Here is a 16,271-nt window from a genome sequence, read left to right on the forward strand (position 1 = left end):
ATCATGGCAGATCTGAAAAAAATCGGAGACTCGATCGCAGCGCAGTTCCGTGGCCTGGATGGACGCCATCCCGGCCAGTGGCCGCTGATTCCGAGACTGATGTGCGGCCTTGTAACCTTGATCGTGGTGGTGATTCTCGGCTGGTTCGCCTATCTGAACGGCCAGCAGGAGGAATTGAACAACGGCGAACAAGAAGAAGTCAGGCTGCGCGAAGCGTACAAGCAGAAGATCACGCAGGCGATCAATCTCAATGCGCTGCGAAAACAGAAGGAGCAGGTGAGCGAATACGTGTCGACGCTGGAAAAGCAATTGCCCAGCAAGGCGGAAATGGATGCGCTGCTTTCCGATATCAACCAGGCCGGCCTTGGACGCGGGCTTCAATTCGAATTGTTCAAGCCGGGCCAGGTCGTGGTGAAGGACTATTACGCCGAACTCCCGATCGACATCAAGATCAGCGGCGGCTATCACGACATTGGCGCCTTTACCAGCGATATCGCTAACTTGCCGCGTATCGTGACGCTCAACAAAATGAACCTGATCGCCAACAAGGATGGTTCGCTCACGTTGGATGCGGTAGCCAAGACCTTCCGCTACCTCGACTTGGAAGAAGTGGCGGAGCAACGCAAGGCGGCCGAAAAGAATAAAGCGAAGGGAGCGAAGAAATGATGAATGCGCGCACCCTCGGCAAGGCGCTTGCCGCCGCTTCCGTGTTCTCGGCGCTGTCCGGCTGCGGCGACAGCGGCGTGCAGGAGTTGCGGCAATGGATGGAGGAAGTTCGCCGGAAAACGCCTGTCACCATACAAAAAATTCCGGAGCCGAAGAAGTTCACTCCGTTTGTCTATGGCGGCAAGGACCAGCCGGACCCGTACAGTCCCGCCAAGCTTTCGGTCGCCCTCGCCAAGTTGCAGTCCGGCTCGAACAGCGGATTGAAACCCGACCTCGAGCGCCGCAAGGAACCGCTGGAGAGCTACCCGCTCGACAGCATCAAGATGGTCGGGACCTTGCAAAAGCCGGGGCTGAACTACGCCTTGCTGCAGATCGACAAAGCAGTATTTCAGGCCAAGGTCGGCAATTACGTCGGCGAGAACTTCGGCATGATCACCCGGATTACGGAAACCGAAGTCGAATTGAAGGAAATCGTGCGCGATGCGTCCGGCGAGTGGGTCGAGCGTCAAGCGAAGTTAGAGCTGCAGGAGAATAAAAAATGATGGCGACGACAAAACACCATGACCACCTGGCCGCAACGACGCGCAATTTCGTGCGGCGATTCGTTTTCGTAGCTGCCGCGGCGCTGTGCGGACTGGCATATGCGCAGGAAAATGCGATCGAATCCATCTCTGCGAATCAGCAGGGGGCGAATGTCATCGTCAAGGTGGCGCTGAAAAACCCCGTGGCCAAACCGCCGATCGGCTTTTCCATCACCAGCCCGGCGCGCATTGCGCTCGACTTCGCCGGCACCGCGAATGCGACCGGAAAATCGGTGCAGGAAATCGGCCTGGGAGATGTGCGCAACGTGAACGTGGTGCAGGCCGGTGAGCGCTCGCGCCTCGTATTCAACCTGATGCGCCCGCTGAACTACGCCACCGCCGTCGACGGCAACATGGTCGTGGTGACGATCGACGGTTCAGGCGGCACCGCCACGCCGGTCAACGCTGCCGGCTTGCCATCCCCCATGGCGGCCGCGCCGGCAGGCAAGCAGGTTCTGCGCGATATCGATTTCCGCCGCGGCGTCAATGGAGAAGGACGCATCGTGGTGGACCTGCCCAACAGCCAGGTCGCCGTGGACGTGCGACAGCAGGGGCAGACCATCGTTGCCGACTTCCAGAAAACCCGCCTGCCGGAAGTGCTGCGCCGCCGGCTCGATGTGCGTGATTTCGGTACCCCGGTGCAGACGATCACCACCACGCCGCAGGGAGAGAACGTGCACATGGTGATCGAGCCTAAAGGCTTGTGGGAGCACAGCGCTTATCAGAGCGAATCGCAGCTGATCATCGACGTCAGGCCGATCAAGGAAGATCCGAACAAGCTCACGCAAGGCACGCAGGGTTACCGTGGCGAGCGTCTCTCGCTCAACTTTCAGAATGTTGAAGTCCGCGCAGTGCTGCAAGTGATCGCCGACTTTACCGGATTGAACATCATCACCAGCGATTCCGTGAGCGGCAACCTGACGCTGCGCCTGAAGGATGTGCCTTGGGATCAGGCGCTGGACATCGTGATGCAGGCCAAGGGCCTGGACATGCGCAAGAATGGCTCAGTGCTGTGGATTGCGCCCAAGGACGAGCTGCTGACGAAGGAAAAGCTGGAACTGGAGCAGAAGGCGCAGATTGCGGAACTGGAACCGTTGAAAACGGAGATATTCCAGCTGAATTATCAAAAGGCGGAATCGTTCAAGCAAGTCTTTGGCTTGGATAGCGGCGGCGACGCCAAGAAAAGCATCTTGTCGAAACGGGGCAGCGCCGTCATCGATCCGCGTACGAACCAGCTTTTTGTGACGGATGTCGCCTCGAAGCTGGAAGAAATACGCAAGTTGGTGCAAAAAACCGATATCGCAAGCCGGCAAGTGTTGATCGAGGCGCGTATCGTGGAAGCGACCGACACATTCAGTAAAAACCTGGGGGCGAAGCTGGCGTTTGGGTATCGGGGCACGCCCAACAATGCCATTCTGGAAGCCAGCGGGCAGCAAACGGGAACGACCAAGACTGCAGGGGGCAGTGCTCCCGATGCCGTTGGTCTTAACTCGGCCGCTTTGCAAACAGTGAATGGAAATGCGGTAAACCTGCCGGCAAGTGCTATCAACGGAAATACTCCCGGCACTTTTGCACTGACCTTGTTTAATGCGGCTGCGTCCAAATTTATTAACCTGGAACTGTCCGCACTGGAGGCTGACGGGAAGGGGAAAATTATTTCCAGCCCGCGTGTTATTACGGCGGATCAACTGAAGGCATTGATCGAGCAGGGAACGGAATTGCCGTATCAGCAGGCAACAAGCAGCGGCGCTACAAGTATTGCGTTCCGCAAGGCGAATCTGAAGCTGGAAGTGACGCCGCAAATTACGCCGGACGGCAATGTGATTCTTGATGTCGATGTGAGCAAGGATAGCGTGGGGACGGAAACCCGGGCTGGCTTTGCAATCGACACCAAACATGTCAAGACACAAGTCTTAATCGATAATGGTGGTACTGTCGTGATCGGGGGTATCTTCCAGCAGACGGAACGCAATACGGTGAACAAGGTGCCCTTGTTTGGCGATCTACCGGTCGTTGGGAACTTGTTTAAGAATACGGCAGCGACGAATGACAAGACCGAGTTGCTGATATTCCTGACGCCGCGTGTCCTCGCCGATAAGATTGCAGTGAAATAAGCTATTTTTGGCAGATACTTAAATTCTTCTCATGGCGAGGATGATCGAATAATTGGTAAAACAGTGTCGCAAAATATCTTCCTAGTTGGCTTGATGGGCGCCGGCAAGACCACCGTCGGCCGCGCCCTGGCCAGAAAACTCAACAAGCGGTTCATCGACTCCGATCACGAGATAGAGGCGCGCACTGGCGCCTCTATCCCATTGATTTTCGAAATCGAGGGCGAAACCAGCTTTCGCCAGCGCGAATCGGATGTGATCCGCGATCTGACCGCGCAAAGCGGCATCGTGCTGGCGACTGGCGGCGGAGCCATTCTCAAGCCGGAAAATCGCGCGTATCTGAAAACACGCGGCACCGTGATTTATTTGCGCGCCAGCGTCAACAGCATCCTGCAGCGCACCAGCCACGACAAGAACCGGCCGCTGCTGCAAACCGCCGACCCGCGCGCCCGCCTTGAGCAATTGTCACGCGAACGCGAGCCCTACTACCTGGAAGTGGCGGACTTCATCGTCGACACCGGCCGTCCTAACGTACAATCACTGGTGCAGACGATCGTTGCCCAATTGGAAACGGCCTGCAAGAAGGCGCCCGACGGCAACGACGAGCCGAAACCAACTTCCTGACATTTTCATGATGACGCAGCAAATTTCCCCGATCACCTTGCAAGTCGAATTGGGCGAGCGCAGTTACCCGATCGTGATCGGACAATCGCTTCTGTCGAACGCCGACCTGATCGGCCGCCATGTCGCCGGCAAGCGCGTCGCTGTCGTGACCAATACCACGGTCGGTCCGCTGTATCTGGACAGGCTGACGCAGACCCTGATCCAGGCCGGCAAGCAGGTGACGCCGATCGTCCTGCCGGACGGCGAAGAAGAGAAAAACTGGGCCAGCCTGATGAAGGTGTTCGATGCGCTGCTCGAACAGAAATGCGACCGCAAGACCACGCTGATCGCCTTGGGCGGGGGCGTGATTGGCGACCTGACCGGATTTGCCGCCGCTACCTACATGCGCGGCGTGCCCTTCATTCAGGTGCCGACGACCCTGCTGGCGCAGGTCGACTCGTCGGTCGGTGGCAAGACCGGCATTAATCATCCGCTCGGCAAGAACATGATCGGCGCGTTCTACCAGCCGCAGGCGGTGATTGCCGATACCACCACGCTCGACACGCTGCCGGCGCGCGAACTGTCGGCCGGGCTGGCTGAGGTGATCAAGCATGGCGCGATCATCGATGCCCCGTTCTTCGACTGGATCGAGGCGAATATCGGCAAGCTCGTTGCCCGGGATGCGCAGGCGCTGGCCTATGCGATCCGACGCTCATGTGAGATCAAGGCCGACGTGGTGCGGCAGGACGAACGCGAAGGCGGCCTGCGCGCGATCCTGAACTTCGGCCACACCTTCGGCCACGCCATCGAGGCCGGCCTCGGCTATGGCGAGTGGCTGCACGGCGAGGCGGTCGGATGCGGCATGGTGATGGCGGCCGATTTGTCGCAGCGGCTCGGCTTCATTGATGCGACCACTCGCGAGCGGGTGAAGGCGCTGGTGAAAGCCGCCGACTTGCCGGTGGCGGCGCCCGACCTTGGCGCCGAGCGCTGGCTGGAGCTGATGCAGGTCGACAAGAAGAACGAAGGCGGCCAGATCAAGTTCATCCTGATCAAGCCGCTGGGCGCGCCGGTGATCATGCCGGTGCCGCAGGAAGCCCTGCTGGCCACGTTGAAGGCTTGCGTGCAGCAATGAATTTCGATGCCCGCCTCGCGCCTTACGCCGCGCATTCCGCGGCGTCGCGAGGCCGGCGCTTCTTCGAACCGCCCCCCGGTTCGCGCAGCGAATTCCAGCGCGACCGCGACCGCATCATCCATTCCACTGCATTTCGCCGGCTGGAATACAAGACCCAGGTATTCGTCAACCACGAGGGCGACCTGTTTCGCACGCGCCTCACGCACAGCATCGAGGTGGCGCAAATTGCGCGCTCCATCGCGCGCAACCTGCGCCTGAACGAGGACCTGGTAGAGGCCATATCGCTGGCGCACGACCTCGGTCATACGCCATTCGGCCATGCCGGCCAGGATGCCTTGAACGAGTGTATGAAGGGCTACGGCGGTTTCGAGCATAACCTGCAAAGCCTGCGCGTGGTGGACGAGCTGGAAGAGCACTACGGCGCGTTCGACGGCCTGAACCTGATGTACGAGACGCGCGAGGGCATTCTCAAGCACTGCTCGGCGGCCAACGCGGCCAGGCTCGGCGATATCGGCCAGCGCTTCCTGGACAGGACGCAGCCGACGCTGGAAGCGCAGCTGGCGAACCTGGCCGATGAAATCGCCTACAACAACCATGACATCGACGACGGGCTGCGTTCGGGGCTGCTCACCACTGCGCAGCTGGATCAGATCGATTTCTATGCCCGTCACCGCGGCGAAGTGGAAACCGTGTATCCGGGAATAAGCGGGCGCCGCGCCATTCACGAAACGATCCGCCGCATGATCAACGCCCTGATTGTCGACCTGATCCAGGCGTCGCAATCACGCATCCAGGATGCGCAGGTGAAGACGCTGGAGGATGTGCGCCGCGCGCCGGCGCTGATCACCTTTTCCGACGGGATGACTCGGGAAGCGGCCTTTCTCAAGCGCTTCTTACGGGAAAACCTGTATCGCCATTACCAAGTCAACCGCATGACCAGCAAGGCGCGCCGCATCATCAAGGAGCTGTTCGACGCCTTCATGCAGGAGCCGGGCTTGCTGCCGCCCGATTACCAGGTGACGATCGGGGCGCCGTCGCAGGCGCGCAAGGTGGCCGACTACATCGCAGGCATGACCGATCGCTACGCGATGCGCGAGCATCGGCGCCTGTTCCAGGTCGACGAAATCTGACGACGAATCAGCCGAGGTCACGCAGCGGATGCGCGTGCGGCGGCCATGCCGAGGCGAAGAAGTGCTCGATCATGTCCGGCGACACTTCGTCCAGCATGGACGGATTCCAGCGTGGCGCATTGTCCTTGTCGATCACCACGGCGCGCACGCCCTCAAGCACTTCGCCATGCTCGAAGCAGCGTCGCACCATCGTGCGTTCCATGCGCAGGCAATCGGCAATGCCCAGTTTTGCGCCGCGCCGCAGTTGCGCAAGCGTCACGCACATCATCAGCGGCGAGCGCTTGTTCATCACCGCCAGCGTTTTTTGCGCGAACGGATCGACATCGCTTGCCAGCGAGGCGGCAATCGACACGACGTCGTCGTGTGCGAAATGGCGATCGATCAGCGCGCGTTGCTCAGCCAGCATACTGGTCGCCGGAACGACCGTGTCAGCCTGCATGGCAAACGAGCGGATCGTCGCGCGAACGTCGTCGCCGTTATCGGATGCGATCAGCTCCAGCAGGGCGGGCAGGCGGGCGGATGGCACATAGACATCCGCCAGGCCGGCGTACAGCGCATCGGCGGCACCAATGATTTCACCGGTGACGCCGAGATAGGCGCCAATCTGCCCTGGTGCACGCGACAGAAAGAAGCTGCCGCCCACATCGGGGAACAGGCCGATATTCACTTCCGGCATCGCCATCTTGGTACGCTCGGTTACCACGCGCAGGCGGTTGCCCGGGCCGGCCTGCGAGATTCCCATGCCGCCGCCCATCACGATGCCGTCCATGATGGCGATATACGGTTTTGGATAGTGGTGGATCAGGTGGTTGAGCGCATATTCTTCCGTGAAAAAATCTTCCAGCAGGGCGCTGCCGCCCTGCGGCGTTCTGGTGCCGGCGTCATGAAAGAAGCGGATGTCGCCGCCGGCGCAAAATGCACGCTCGCTCGTGCTGCGGATGACGACAGCACGCACCTCGGGGTCGCTGCGCCACCCCAGCAGGGTGGCGGTCAGCGCGCGCACCATTTGCAGCGACAATGAATTGAGCGCCTTGGGGCGGTCGAGCGTCAGAAAGCCGGTGCGATTCTGGATGCTGGTCTGGATATGGTCGGACATGGAAGCGGAAGGAGGTCGACGGGAAAGCGGTATTTTATCGGGATCGGCGGGGGCGGGACTGTCGTCGGAAGGACAGTGGCTGCAATAAAAAAGGACGCATCGCTGCGTCCTTTCTGTCGCCGGTCTGGCCGGCCTTGCCGCCGTGTCAGGCGGCGCTTTGGGTTTCCGGAATGCGCTTGATCGCTTCGTGCTGGTGATCCTGGATCTTGTCCTTGTGCTTCAAGACTTGACGGTCCAGCTTGTCGGTCATCAGGTCGATGGCGGCGTACAGGTCCTCGTGGATGCTCTCGACGTGGATGACGTTTCCGCGCATGTGCAAGTTGATTTCGGCCTTTTGGCGCCGTTCTTTTTCCGATAGCTTCTGGACTGACAGGATGACCGTGACATCAATGACATTATCGAAATGACGTCTGATGCGTTCCAGTTTGGTTTGTACGTAGTCGCGGATGGGTTGCGTCAGTTCGAGATGATGTCCACTGATTTTCAGATTCATACAGCGCTCCTATGGATGGTGTCGCCGGAGGTTCGCAACGTGCCCCGTTCGATCGTCGCGTAGACGTGAGGGCTACGCAGGAACACGGCAACAGAAACAACACTCACTACACGATGACTACAAGGATTTGCGCAGATTGACTGGAGGGATTTTCAGAGCTTCGCGGTACTTCGCGACTGTGCGACGCGCAACGACCATGCCCTGTTCACCCAACATATCCGCTATTTTGCTATCAGAGAATGGGTTCTTGGGGTCTTCAGCTCCTATCAATTGTTTGATCAGTGCCCGTATCGCGGTCGACGAAGCTTCGCCCCCGGCTTCGGTCGCGACGTGGCTACCGAAGAAGTACTTCAACTCAAACATGCCATGCGGGGTCAGCATATATTTTTGAGTTGTTACACGTGAGATAGTACTTTCGTGTAAACCCAGTGTATCAGCTATTTCACGCAAGACAAGGGGGCGCATCGCGACTGCGCCATGCGAGAAGAAATTTCTTTGCCGATCAACAATCGCTTGTGCAACGCGCAAGATCGTGTCGAAGCGCTGCCGCATGTTCTTGATCAGCCACTTGGCTTCCTGCAGCTGCGCGGTCAGTGAACCCTCACCCTTGCTCTGCTTGAGGATATTCGCGTACAGCGCATTGACGCGCAGGCGGGGCATGACATCGTGATTGAGCATCACTTGCCAGCCGTTCTTTGCTTTTTTGACAATTACATCCGGCACGACATAGTCCGATGCATCGGACGCGAACATGGCGCCGGGATGCGGATTGCAGCGGCGGATCACCGCATGCGCTTCACGCAAGTCTTCGTCGTCGCAATCGAGCGCCTTCTTGAGCTTGTTGAAGTCGCGTTGCGCAAACAGCGCGAGATGGTTTTCGACTATCTCCAGCGCTCTCCTGCGCGTCACCAGCGGCACTTTCGGAAAGCGTGCGATCTGGATCGCCAGGCACTCGGACGCATTGCGCGCCCCGACGCCGGCCGGTTCGAAGCTTTGCACCAGCTTCAGTGCGACCTGCAGCTCTTCCAGTTCGATTTCCAGCTCGGCCGGCAGGCGAGCATGGATTTCCTCCAGCGGCTCTTCCAGGTAGCCGTTGTCGTCCAGCGCGTCGATGATCAGTTCGACCAGTGCGCGGTCGCGCTGGCTGTGCACGGTCACGCGCATCTGTTCCAGCAGGTGTTCGCGCAGGGTGGTTTCGTGCGCTTCCAGCTGCGGGCGCGCATCGTCGTCCTCCGGCGCCTTCGAGGTGCGCGCAACGTCGTCGAAGCTCCATTCGCCCTCGGCCGACGACGCTGCTTCACCGCCTTCGGGCGGGCTATCGAATCCGCCTTCGCCTTCGTCCGAGGCCGCCGGCGCGCTCGCTTCCGGTGCCGCGGTGTCGGCGCTGCCGTTGCCGGGCGTGATGGCGCCGTCGGCCAGCAGGCGCACCGAATGATCGAGCGGGTCGTCGACCCGTTCCAGCATCGGATTGTCGGACAGGATCTGCTCCAGCTCCTGATGCAGCTCGAGCGTGGATAGCTGCAGTAACCGGATCGATTGCTGCAACTGCGGCGTGAGCGCCAGATGTTGCGAGACGCGAAGTTGGAGAGTCTGTTTCATACCTGTTTGGTTGCTTCCTCACATCCGGAAGTGTTCGCCCAAATACACGCGGCGCACCGACTCGTTGGCAATGATGTCGTCGGGGCGGCCGCTGGCTAAAACCGCGCCTTGGTTAATGATGTATGCCCTGTCGCAGATGCCGAGCGTTTCGCGCACGTTGTGGTCGGTGATCAGCACACCGATGCCGCGCTCCTTCAGGAAGCGCACGATGCGCTGGATCTCGATCACGGCGATCGGATCGACACCCGCGAACGGTTCGTCCAGCAGCACGAAGCGCGGGCTGGTGGCCAGCGCGCGTGCGATTTCCACCCGTCGGCGTTCGCCGCCCGACAGCGACAACGCCTGGTTGTCGCGCAACTTCTCGATCTGCAGTTCGGCCAAGAGAGTATTCAGGCGCTTTTCGATGGTCGCGCGCGGCAGCGGCTTGTCGTTCTCACGCTGCAATTCCAGCACTGCCCGGATATTGTCCGCCACCGTCAGCTTGCGGAACACCGAGGCTTCCTGCGGCAGGTACGACAGGCCGAGCATGGCGCGCCGATGAATCGGCAGGCGCGAAATCGCCGAGCCGTTCAGATCGATTTCGCCCGCGTCCGAAGGCACGAGCCCGACGATCATGTAAAACGATGTGGTCTTGCCGGCGCCATTGGGACCGAGCAGGCCGACCACTTCGCCGCTGGCGACGTCAAGCGAGACGTCACGCACGACCTGGCGCGTGCCGTAGCTCTTTTGCAAACCGCGTACAACCAAGGTGCTCGTCATGTCATTTGCCCTGCGATTCGGTGCGCGGCTGGATGACGGCCTTGATGCGTCCGCCGCCCGGCTTGCTTTCTCCGGTCGGCGTATTGTTCACCGTGTAAAACTCGGCGCGGCTGTCATACGAAATGAATTCGCCCTCGACTTCGTCGGTCGGCCTGGTGCCCTCCAGCCGCCGCAGTTTCGCCTTCGAGAACAGCCGGACCATTTCGGACTTGCCGTCGTATTCGATGCGTTCGGCCTGTCCTTCCACCCACTGATTGTCGTTGCCATCGCGCTTCTGACGGAAGGTGGCAAGCCCGCCGGCGGGCGCGAGCAAGGTGGCATGCTGATAGCCGGCCGGATCCTGCGTCACGATCAGCTTGTACGCTTTCATGATCAGGGTGCCGCGCGTGAGGATGACGTTGCCGGTAAATGTGTTGACCTGTTTCACATCGTCATACAACATCTGATCGGCTTCGACATTGGTCGGCTTGTCGGAATCGGCCTTCTCGGCATGCGCGCTGTATGCAATGGCAGTACTGAGCATGAATAGCAGCAAGAAGAAACGTGTCATGAAAACTCTCGAGTGAATCAAGTTATACCTGAATTAGTGCGCCGGGGCTTGATACGTGCCATGGACATTGCTCGCCAGTCTGAACTCGCGCGTCGCATTATTGGCAAACATGCCGGTGCCGTTCAGTACTGACTGGCCGTAATTGATTTGGACCGGCTTGTCGGTCTGCATCACATCATCGTCAGGCAAGACCAGCAGATATTCCGACGTCATGTGCATATGCACGCTGTCTTGCGATGCCGGCCGATCCATGTGGACGTTGTCGTACAAATGCACCTGGCTGCTGTCGCTGTTGACATGCGCGCGCGCCGAACGCATCGTCGTCGGCGCCGGGCCATTGCCCACGCTGACGACCACGGGATGCCGGATATCGTAGGAATCGTCCTGCGGATTGTGCGTCAGCCGTTCGCCCGAGAAGTGGTACTGGACCTTGCCGTCGCGCGCGAGTTTGACGTAATTGAAATTTTCAACGTAGAAATCCGGCTCCGTCCTCGCCGCGCCGGGGCCGGTATCGCCGCTGTCGCGCCGCATGACTTCCAGCAGCCAGAAGCTGCCGAGCGCCAGTGCGATCATCGGCACCAGGATGGCGGCGACACGGAAAGGGCGGGCCTTGCCGTTCATTGCAGATACGGCGCCAGTGCCGTCTCGTAGTTGCCCTGGGCGCGCAGGATAAAGTCGCACAATTCGCGCGCCGCTCCGCGTCCTCCGGCGGCTTGCGTGACATGATGCACGCGCGAGCGCACTTCCGGATGCGCGTTCGGCACGCTGGCGGCAAATCCGACCCGCGTCAGGACCGGCAAATCGATCACATCGTCGCCGATGAAGCCGCAATGTTCCGCCGCAATGGCGGTGTGCTCCAGTAACTGCCGGAATGCGGCGAGCTTGTCGTGCACGCCTTGGAACAGGTGCCGGATGCCCAAGTCGGCCGCGCGCCGCGCCACGATATCGGATTTTCGGGCGCTGATGATGGCGGCGGCCACGCCGGATTGCTGCAGCAGCTTGATGCCGTGGCCGTCGAGTACGTTGAATGTCTTGATCACTTCACCGTCCGGGCCGTAATGCAGGCTGCCGTCGGTCAGGATGCCGTCGACATCGAAAATCATCAGCCGTACTTGCGCGGCTCTGGCGATGGCGTCTTCCATCAGATTACCTTGGCGCGGGTGAGGTCATGGATGTGCAGCGCGCCGACCAGCTTGCCGTCGGCGTCGGTGACCAGCATCTGGTTGATGCGGAACTGCTCCATCACGTCCACCGCTTCCACTGCGAGTTGATCGGGGCCAACCGTGCGCGGATTGGCATGCATCACGTCGGCCACCTTCAGCTTGCTGAAATCCTGCACCGATTCGATCAGACGGCGCAAGTCGCCGTCCGTGAAAATGCCGACGGCGCGGAACGCCTCGTCGACGACGGCCGTCATCGCCATGCCTTTCCGGGTTACCTCGAGCAATGCCGCCGGCAGAGGCGTATCGGGGGCCACCGCCGGAATCGCATCGCCGCGTCGCATGACATCGCGCACGTGCGTCAACAGGCGGCGCCCGAGCGCGCCGCCCGGGTGGGAGCGCGCAAAGTCTTCTTCGCGAAAACCACGCGCGTCGAGCAACGCCACGGCAAGCGCATCGCCCAGCGCCAGCGCGGCGGTTGTGCTGGCCGTCGGCGCCAGGTTGAGCGGGCAGGCTTCCTTGTCCACGCGTGCGTCCAGGTGGACATCGGCGAGCTTGGCCAGGCTCGATTGCGCGTTACCGGTGATGGCGATCAGCTTGGCGCCCATGCGGCGGAGAATCGGAATGATCGCCAGGAATTCGGCCGCTTCGCCGGAGTTGGAAATGGCGATCAAGGCATCGTTCTCGGTAATCATGCCGAGGTCGCCGTGCAAGGCTTCGGCCGCATGCACGAACAGCGCAGGCGTGCCTGTCGATGCCAGGGTTGCCGCGATCTTGCGGGCGATATGGCCGGACTTGCCGATGCCTGACACGACCACGCGGCCGCTGCACTGCAGCAGCAGCGCGACGGCTTGCACGAAACTGTCGTCGGCGCTGTCGGACAACCGGCTCTTCAGCGCGAGGAGGGCGTCGGCTTCGATTTGCAAGGTGTCGCGCGCCAAGTCCAGCGCGCGCTGTGCGCTTTTTATATCAAAAGCTATCGGCGGGGTTTTTGCATGGGGTACACTCATGCCCGAAAGTATAAACGAATTAGGAAAGCAAAAAACCTGCCAATGACAACAAAAAAGCCGGTTTGACACACCTCAATGTGATTGCGAATCGCATATCAAATTTGGTTTTTAATAACCCATGTTTTCAGCTCTCGAACTGACTTTGCTTTTGCTCGGTGCCGCGGTACTCGGCGTGGTCGCGTTCCGCATGCTGCATTTGCCACCGATGCTGGGGTACTTGCTGGTTGGTATCGTCGTCGGGCCTCACGGGCTGGGCGTTGCCGTGGAGAATGAAACTACCCATACGCTGGCCGAATTCGGCGTCGTGTTTTTGATGTTCTCGATCGGGCTGGAGTTCTCGCTGCCGAAGCTGTCATCGATGCGGCGCACGGTGTTCGGGCTGGGCATGGCGCAGGTGTTGTGCACGATCGCCGCGGCGATGCTGTTCGGCTGGCTGGTGGCGCACCTGCTGCCGCAGCTGACCGATATCAGCTGGCGCGCTGCCTTTGCGCTGGGCGGCGCGCTGGCCATGTCGTCCACCGCGATCGTCTCCAAGCTGCTGACCGAACGGCTGGAACTGGAAAGTCCGCACGGTCGCCAGATCATCGGCATCCTGCTGTTCCAGGACTTGGCGGTGGTGCCCTTGCTGATCCTGGTGCCGGCGCTGGCGAAAAATTCCGGCGACCTGCTGGCGACACTGGCGCTGGCCGGCATGAAGGCGATGATCGTGCTGGTGCTGCTGCTGGTGATCGGGCAGCAGCTGATGCGCAGCTGGTTCCACATCGTGGTCAAGCGCCGCTCGCAGGAATTGTTCATGCTCAACCTGCTGCTGATCACGCTCGGCTGCGCCTGGATCACCGAGCGGGCCGGCCTGTCGCTGGCGCTGGGCGCCTTCGTGGCAGGCATGCTGATTTCCGAAACGGAATACAAGCATCAGGTGGAAGAGGACATCAAGCCGTTCCGCGACGTGCTGCTGGGGCTGTTCTTCATCACCATCGGCATGCTGCTCAACGTGCGGCTGGTGCTGGCCAACTGGTGGCTGGTGCTGCTGCTGCTCTCCGGCCCCGTGCTGCTCAAGTTCGGCCTGATCGCGGGGCTGGCTAGGCTGTTTGGCACCTCGACCGGCGTGGCCCTGCGCACCGGCCTGGCGCTGGCGCAGGCCGGCGAATTCGGCTTCGTGCTGCTGAACCAGGCGGGCGGCCTGCACCTGATGGACCCGCTCCTCATCCAGCTGATCCTGGCGTCGATGGTGCTGTCGATGCTGGCTGCGCCGTTCATCATCGCCAAGTCCGACGCCATCGTGCTAAAGCTGTCGGCCAACGAATGGATGATGCAGTCGCTGGCCCTGACGCAGATTGCGACCCGCACCATGTCTACCCAGCAGCACGTATTGATCGCGGGCTTCGGCCGCACCGGGCAAAGCCTGGCCAAGCTGCTGGAAGAGGAGGGCATCGCGTATCACGCGCTCGACCTCGATCCCGACCGGGTGCGCGAAGCGCAGGCCGCCGGCGCCAGCGTCTCGTTCGGCGATGCCGCCCGGCGCGAAAGCCTGGTGGCGGCCGGTATCCATCGCGCGGCAGCATTGGTGGTTACCTATGCCAATACGCCGTCCGCATTGAAAGTGTTGCACTTTGCGCACGAACTGGCGCCGGCCTTGCCGGTCATCGTGCGTAGCCACGACGACAGCGACCTCGACAAACTGCGCGGCGCCGGCGCGGCCGAGGTGGTGCCGGAGGCTATCGAGGGAAGTCTGATGCTGGCCTCGCATGCACTGGTGATGCTGGGCGTGCCGCTGCGGCGCGTGGTGCACCGCGTGCAGGCCGCGCGCGACGAACGCTACGCTTCCCTGCGCGGGTATTTTCACGGCGCCAGCGATGCGCCGGAAGATGCCGAGCATCTGCATGTGCGCCTGCATTCGGTCATCCTGAACGATGGCGCAAGAGCGATCGGCAAGTCGCTGGGTACGCTGAAGCTGCCGGAGATCGGCGCTGAAGTGACGATTCTTCGGCGCGGCAAGAACCGTGTCGAAGTGACGCCCGAGACGGTATTGCAAGCAGGCGACATCGTCGTGCTGCGCGGCGCGTCCGAAGCTGTGGCGCGTGCGGAACAGCGCTTGCTCAAGTAATCGGCAAAAGTTTCCACAGGAAAACACGTTTCGCCGGTTCTCGCTACAATCCCAGGGCAGCATCACTGTCCCTGAAAGAGTTTCCATGCAAGTCTTCGAGCGTATCCTTGGCATCATCCTGCCGGTCTTCCTTATCATCGCCCTCGGCTACGGTTATGCCCGGCTGCGCGGCGTAAGCGTCAAGGAGGATATGGCGGCCGTCAATCGCGTCAGCATGGGCGTGCTGTGTCCGCTGCTGGTGTTTACCGCGCTGGCGGCGAAGGACTTCGATCTCGTGCATAACGGCACGCTGATCTTGGCAGGCATCCTGATCGCCCTCGGCTCGGGCCTGATCGCCTGGCCGGTGGCGAAAATGCTGGGTTATGATCCGCGCACCTTCGTGCCGCCGATGATGTACAACAATTGCGGCAACATGGGCTTGCCGCTGGCGGTGCTGGCCTTCGGCACGGCCGGACTGTCGGCGGCGGTGGCGCTGTTCATGGCATGCAACCTGATCTATTTTTCGGTCGGCATCAAGATCATCGAGAGCGGGCGCAAGCAGCACACGCCATTCTGGAAATTCCTGATGAGCCCGATGATGCTTTCGATGATGGCCGGCATGCTGTTCGCGATATGGCATGTCACGCTGCCGATGCCGCTGATGCAGGCGATGAAGATGCTGGGAGACGCCAGCATCCCGGTCATGCTGTTCGCGCTCGGCGTACGCATGCTCGACGTCAATTTCAAGAGCTGGCATATCGGCGTCATCGGCGCCATCGTCTGCCCGGTCGCCGGCCTGATCGTCGCCTGGCTGCTGGACGGCGTGCTGAGCCTGACGTCGGATCAGCGCGGTCAGATGTACCTGTTCGCGTCGCTGCCGCCGGCCGTGTTCTGCTTCATGGTGGCCGAGCAGTACAAGCAGGAGCCGGACAAGGTGGCGTCGATCGTCTTGCTGGGGAACCTGGCGGCGCTGGCGTTCGTGCCGGCCGGGTTGTGGCTGGGGCTGCGGGCGTAACTACTCGGTTTGACGCACCTCGAACCGGTCATCCGGCAGCGAGACGTCGTCCGCTTCGTTCACTTTCACATCGCTGACCACGGCAGCGGCGGGGCCGCGCCGCGACCATGCGACGATTTTTTCGAGCGCTGCATCATCGCCGCGCACCATCGCCTCCACCGAGCCGTCGCGGCGATTGCGCACCCAGCCGCAAAGCCGCAGCGCGCGCGCCTGCGCCTCGAAGGAGGCGCGGTAGCCGACGCCTTGCACCAGGCCCGTGATGACGAGATGTCTTGCCATTCGC

15 protein-coding genes and 1 pseudogene are annotated in these 16,271 nt (G+C 61.0%); 7 read left to right on the forward strand and 9 right to left on the reverse strand.

Features of this window, described 5'->3' with window-relative positions; translation table 11 throughout:
- Nucleotides 1–3: 3 nt before the first annotated feature.
- From FAY22_RS20845 to FAY22_RS20865, 5 genes and pseudogenes are all read left to right on the forward strand, one after another.
- Nucleotides 4–666, forward strand: a complete 663-nt coding sequence (locus FAY22_RS20845) for a type 4a pilus biogenesis protein PilO (RefSeq protein ID WP_146332712.1) — start codon at nt 4–6, stop codon at nt 664–666.
- Nucleotides 663–1,208, forward strand: coding sequence for a pilus assembly protein PilP (locus tag FAY22_RS20850; RefSeq protein ID WP_146332714.1), 546 nt, complete (start codon nt 663–665; stop codon nt 1,206–1,208). The genes FAY22_RS20845 and FAY22_RS20850 overlap by 4 nt, the downstream gene beginning before the upstream one ends.
- Complete coding sequence (gene pilQ, locus FAY22_RS20855; RefSeq protein ID WP_146333568.1) at nt 1,208–3,361, forward strand: type IV pilus secretin PilQ; 2,154 nt, start codon at nt 1,208–1,210, stop codon at nt 3,359–3,361. The genes FAY22_RS20850 and pilQ overlap by 1 nt, the downstream gene beginning before the upstream one ends.
- A gap of 93 nt (nt 3,362–3,454) precedes the next feature.
- Nucleotides 3,455–5,093: pseudogene (aroKB, locus tag FAY22_RS20860) on the forward strand (bifunctional shikimate kinase/3-dehydroquinate synthase AroKB).
- Nucleotides 5,090–6,223 carry a deoxyguanosinetriphosphate triphosphohydrolase gene (locus tag FAY22_RS20865; protein ID WP_146332716.1) on the forward strand — a complete coding sequence of 378 codons (1,134 nt, stop codon included), beginning with the start codon at nt 5,090–5,092 and terminating at the stop codon, nt 6,221–6,223. The pseudogene aroKB and the gene FAY22_RS20865 overlap by 4 nt, the downstream one beginning before the upstream one ends.
- 7 nt (nt 6,224–6,230) lie before the next feature.
- On the opposite strand, the gene FAY22_RS20870 is transcribed toward FAY22_RS20865, so the two are convergent.
- From FAY22_RS20870 to FAY22_RS20905, 8 genes are all read right to left on the reverse strand, one after another.
- Nucleotides 6,231–7,319, reverse strand: a complete 1,089-nt coding sequence (locus FAY22_RS20870) for an enoyl-CoA hydratase/isomerase family protein (RefSeq protein WP_146332718.1) — start codon at nt 7,317–7,319, stop codon at nt 6,231–6,233.
- Between the two features lie 145 nt (nt 7,320–7,464).
- The gene (gene hpf, locus FAY22_RS20875) at nt 7,465–7,812 is read right to left on the reverse strand and encodes a ribosome hibernation-promoting factor, HPF/YfiA family (RefSeq protein WP_146332720.1); all 348 of its coding nucleotides are present in this window, start codon (nt 7,810–7,812) and stop codon (nt 7,465–7,467) included.
- A gap of 117 nt (nt 7,813–7,929) precedes the next feature.
- A complete protein-coding gene (locus tag FAY22_RS20880) occupies nt 7,930–9,411 on the reverse strand; it encodes an RNA polymerase factor sigma-54 (protein ID WP_146332722.1) in 1,482 nt (493 codons plus the stop codon).
- 18 nt (nt 9,412–9,429) lie between these two features.
- Nucleotides 9,430–10,170, reverse strand: coding sequence for an LPS export ABC transporter ATP-binding protein (gene lptB, locus FAY22_RS20885; protein ID WP_146332724.1), 741 nt, complete (start codon nt 10,168–10,170; stop codon nt 9,430–9,432).
- A 1-nt stretch (nt 10,171) separates the two neighbouring features.
- Nucleotides 10,172–10,720, reverse strand: coding sequence for a lipopolysaccharide transport periplasmic protein LptA (gene lptA, locus FAY22_RS20890; protein WP_146332726.1), 549 nt, complete (start codon nt 10,718–10,720; stop codon nt 10,172–10,174).
- A 33-nt stretch (nt 10,721–10,753) separates the two neighbouring features.
- Nucleotides 10,754–11,341 carry an LPS export ABC transporter periplasmic protein LptC gene (gene lptC / locus FAY22_RS20895; protein WP_146332728.1) on the reverse strand — a complete coding sequence of 196 codons (588 nt, stop codon included), beginning with the start codon at nt 11,339–11,341 and terminating at the stop codon, nt 10,754–10,756.
- Nucleotides 11,338–11,862, reverse strand: coding sequence for an HAD family hydrolase (locus FAY22_RS20900; protein ID WP_146332731.1), 525 nt, complete (start codon nt 11,860–11,862; stop codon nt 11,338–11,340). The genes lptC and FAY22_RS20900 overlap by 4 nt, the downstream gene beginning before the upstream one ends.
- Nucleotides 11,862–12,890, reverse strand: coding sequence for an SIS domain-containing protein (locus FAY22_RS20905; protein WP_146332733.1), 1,029 nt, complete (start codon nt 12,888–12,890; stop codon nt 11,862–11,864). Before FAY22_RS20905 ends, FAY22_RS20900 begins: the two co-directional genes overlap by 1 nt.
- A gap of 118 nt (nt 12,891–13,008) precedes the next feature.
- Here FAY22_RS20905 and FAY22_RS20910 point away from each other — a divergent pair, with 118 nt between their 5' ends.
- Complete coding sequence (locus tag FAY22_RS20910; protein ID WP_146332735.1) at nt 13,009–14,994, forward strand: monovalent cation:proton antiporter family protein; 1,986 nt, start codon at nt 13,009–13,011, stop codon at nt 14,992–14,994.
- Between the two features lie 85 nt (nt 14,995–15,079).
- Nucleotides 15,080–15,988 (forward strand): AEC family transporter, encoded by a 909-nt coding sequence (locus tag FAY22_RS20915; protein ID WP_146332737.1) that lies wholly within the window; start codon nt 15,080–15,082, stop codon nt 15,986–15,988.
- Here FAY22_RS20915 and FAY22_RS20920 read toward each other — a convergent pair whose 3' ends face one another.
- Entirely contained in the window at nt 15,989–16,267 is a 279-nt protein-coding gene (locus FAY22_RS20920; protein WP_146332739.1) for an acylphosphatase, read from the reverse strand.
- Between the last annotated feature and the right edge of the window lie 4 nt (nt 16,268–16,271).

Source organism: Noviherbaspirillum sp. UKPF54 (assembly GCF_007874125.1).
Taxonomy (GTDB): Bacteria; Pseudomonadota; Gammaproteobacteria; order Burkholderiales; family Burkholderiaceae_D; genus Noviherbaspirillum.

Coding starts and splice junctions, on each gene's coding strand:
- FAY22_RS20845 (WP_146332712.1), top strand. CDS start 4: ATGGCAGATCTGAAAAAAATCGGAGACTCGATCGCAGCGCAGTTCCGT.
- FAY22_RS20850 (WP_146332714.1), top strand. CDS start 663: ATGATGAATGCGCGCACCCTCGGCAAGGCGCTTGCCGCCGCTTCCGTG.
- pilQ (WP_146333568.1), top strand. CDS start 1,208: ATGGCGACGACAAAACACCATGACCACCTGGCCGCAACGACGCGCAAT.
- FAY22_RS20865 (WP_146332716.1), top strand. CDS start 5,090: ATGAATTTCGATGCCCGCCTCGCGCCTTACGCCGCGCATTCCGCGGCG.
- FAY22_RS20870 (WP_146332718.1), bottom strand. CDS start 7,319: ATGTCCGACCATATCCAGACCAGCATCCAGAATCGCACCGGCTTTCTG.
- hpf (WP_146332720.1), bottom strand. CDS start 7,812: ATGAATCTGAAAATCAGTGGACATCATCTCGAACTGACGCAACCCATC.
- FAY22_RS20880 (WP_146332722.1), bottom strand. CDS start 9,411: ATGAAACAGACTCTCCAACTTCGCGTCTCGCAACATCTGGCGCTCACG.
- lptB (WP_146332724.1), bottom strand. CDS start 10,170: ATGACGAGCACCTTGGTTGTACGCGGTTTGCAAAAGAGCTACGGCACG.
- lptA (WP_146332726.1), bottom strand. CDS start 10,720: ATGACACGTTTCTTCTTGCTGCTATTCATGCTCAGTACTGCCATTGCA.
- lptC (WP_146332728.1), bottom strand. CDS start 11,341: ATGAACGGCAAGGCCCGCCCTTTCCGTGTCGCCGCCATCCTGGTGCCG.
- FAY22_RS20900 (WP_146332731.1), bottom strand. CDS start 11,862: ATGGAAGACGCCATCGCCAGAGCCGCGCAAGTACGGCTGATGATTTTC.
- FAY22_RS20905 (WP_146332733.1), bottom strand. CDS start 12,890: ATGAGTGTACCCCATGCAAAAACCCCGCCGATAGCTTTTGATATAAAA.
- FAY22_RS20910 (WP_146332735.1), top strand. CDS start 13,009: ATGTTTTCAGCTCTCGAACTGACTTTGCTTTTGCTCGGTGCCGCGGTA.
- FAY22_RS20915 (WP_146332737.1), top strand. CDS start 15,080: ATGCAAGTCTTCGAGCGTATCCTTGGCATCATCCTGCCGGTCTTCCTT.
- FAY22_RS20920 (WP_146332739.1), bottom strand. CDS start 16,267: ATGGCAAGACATCTCGTCATCACGGGCCTGGTGCAAGGCGTCGGCTAC.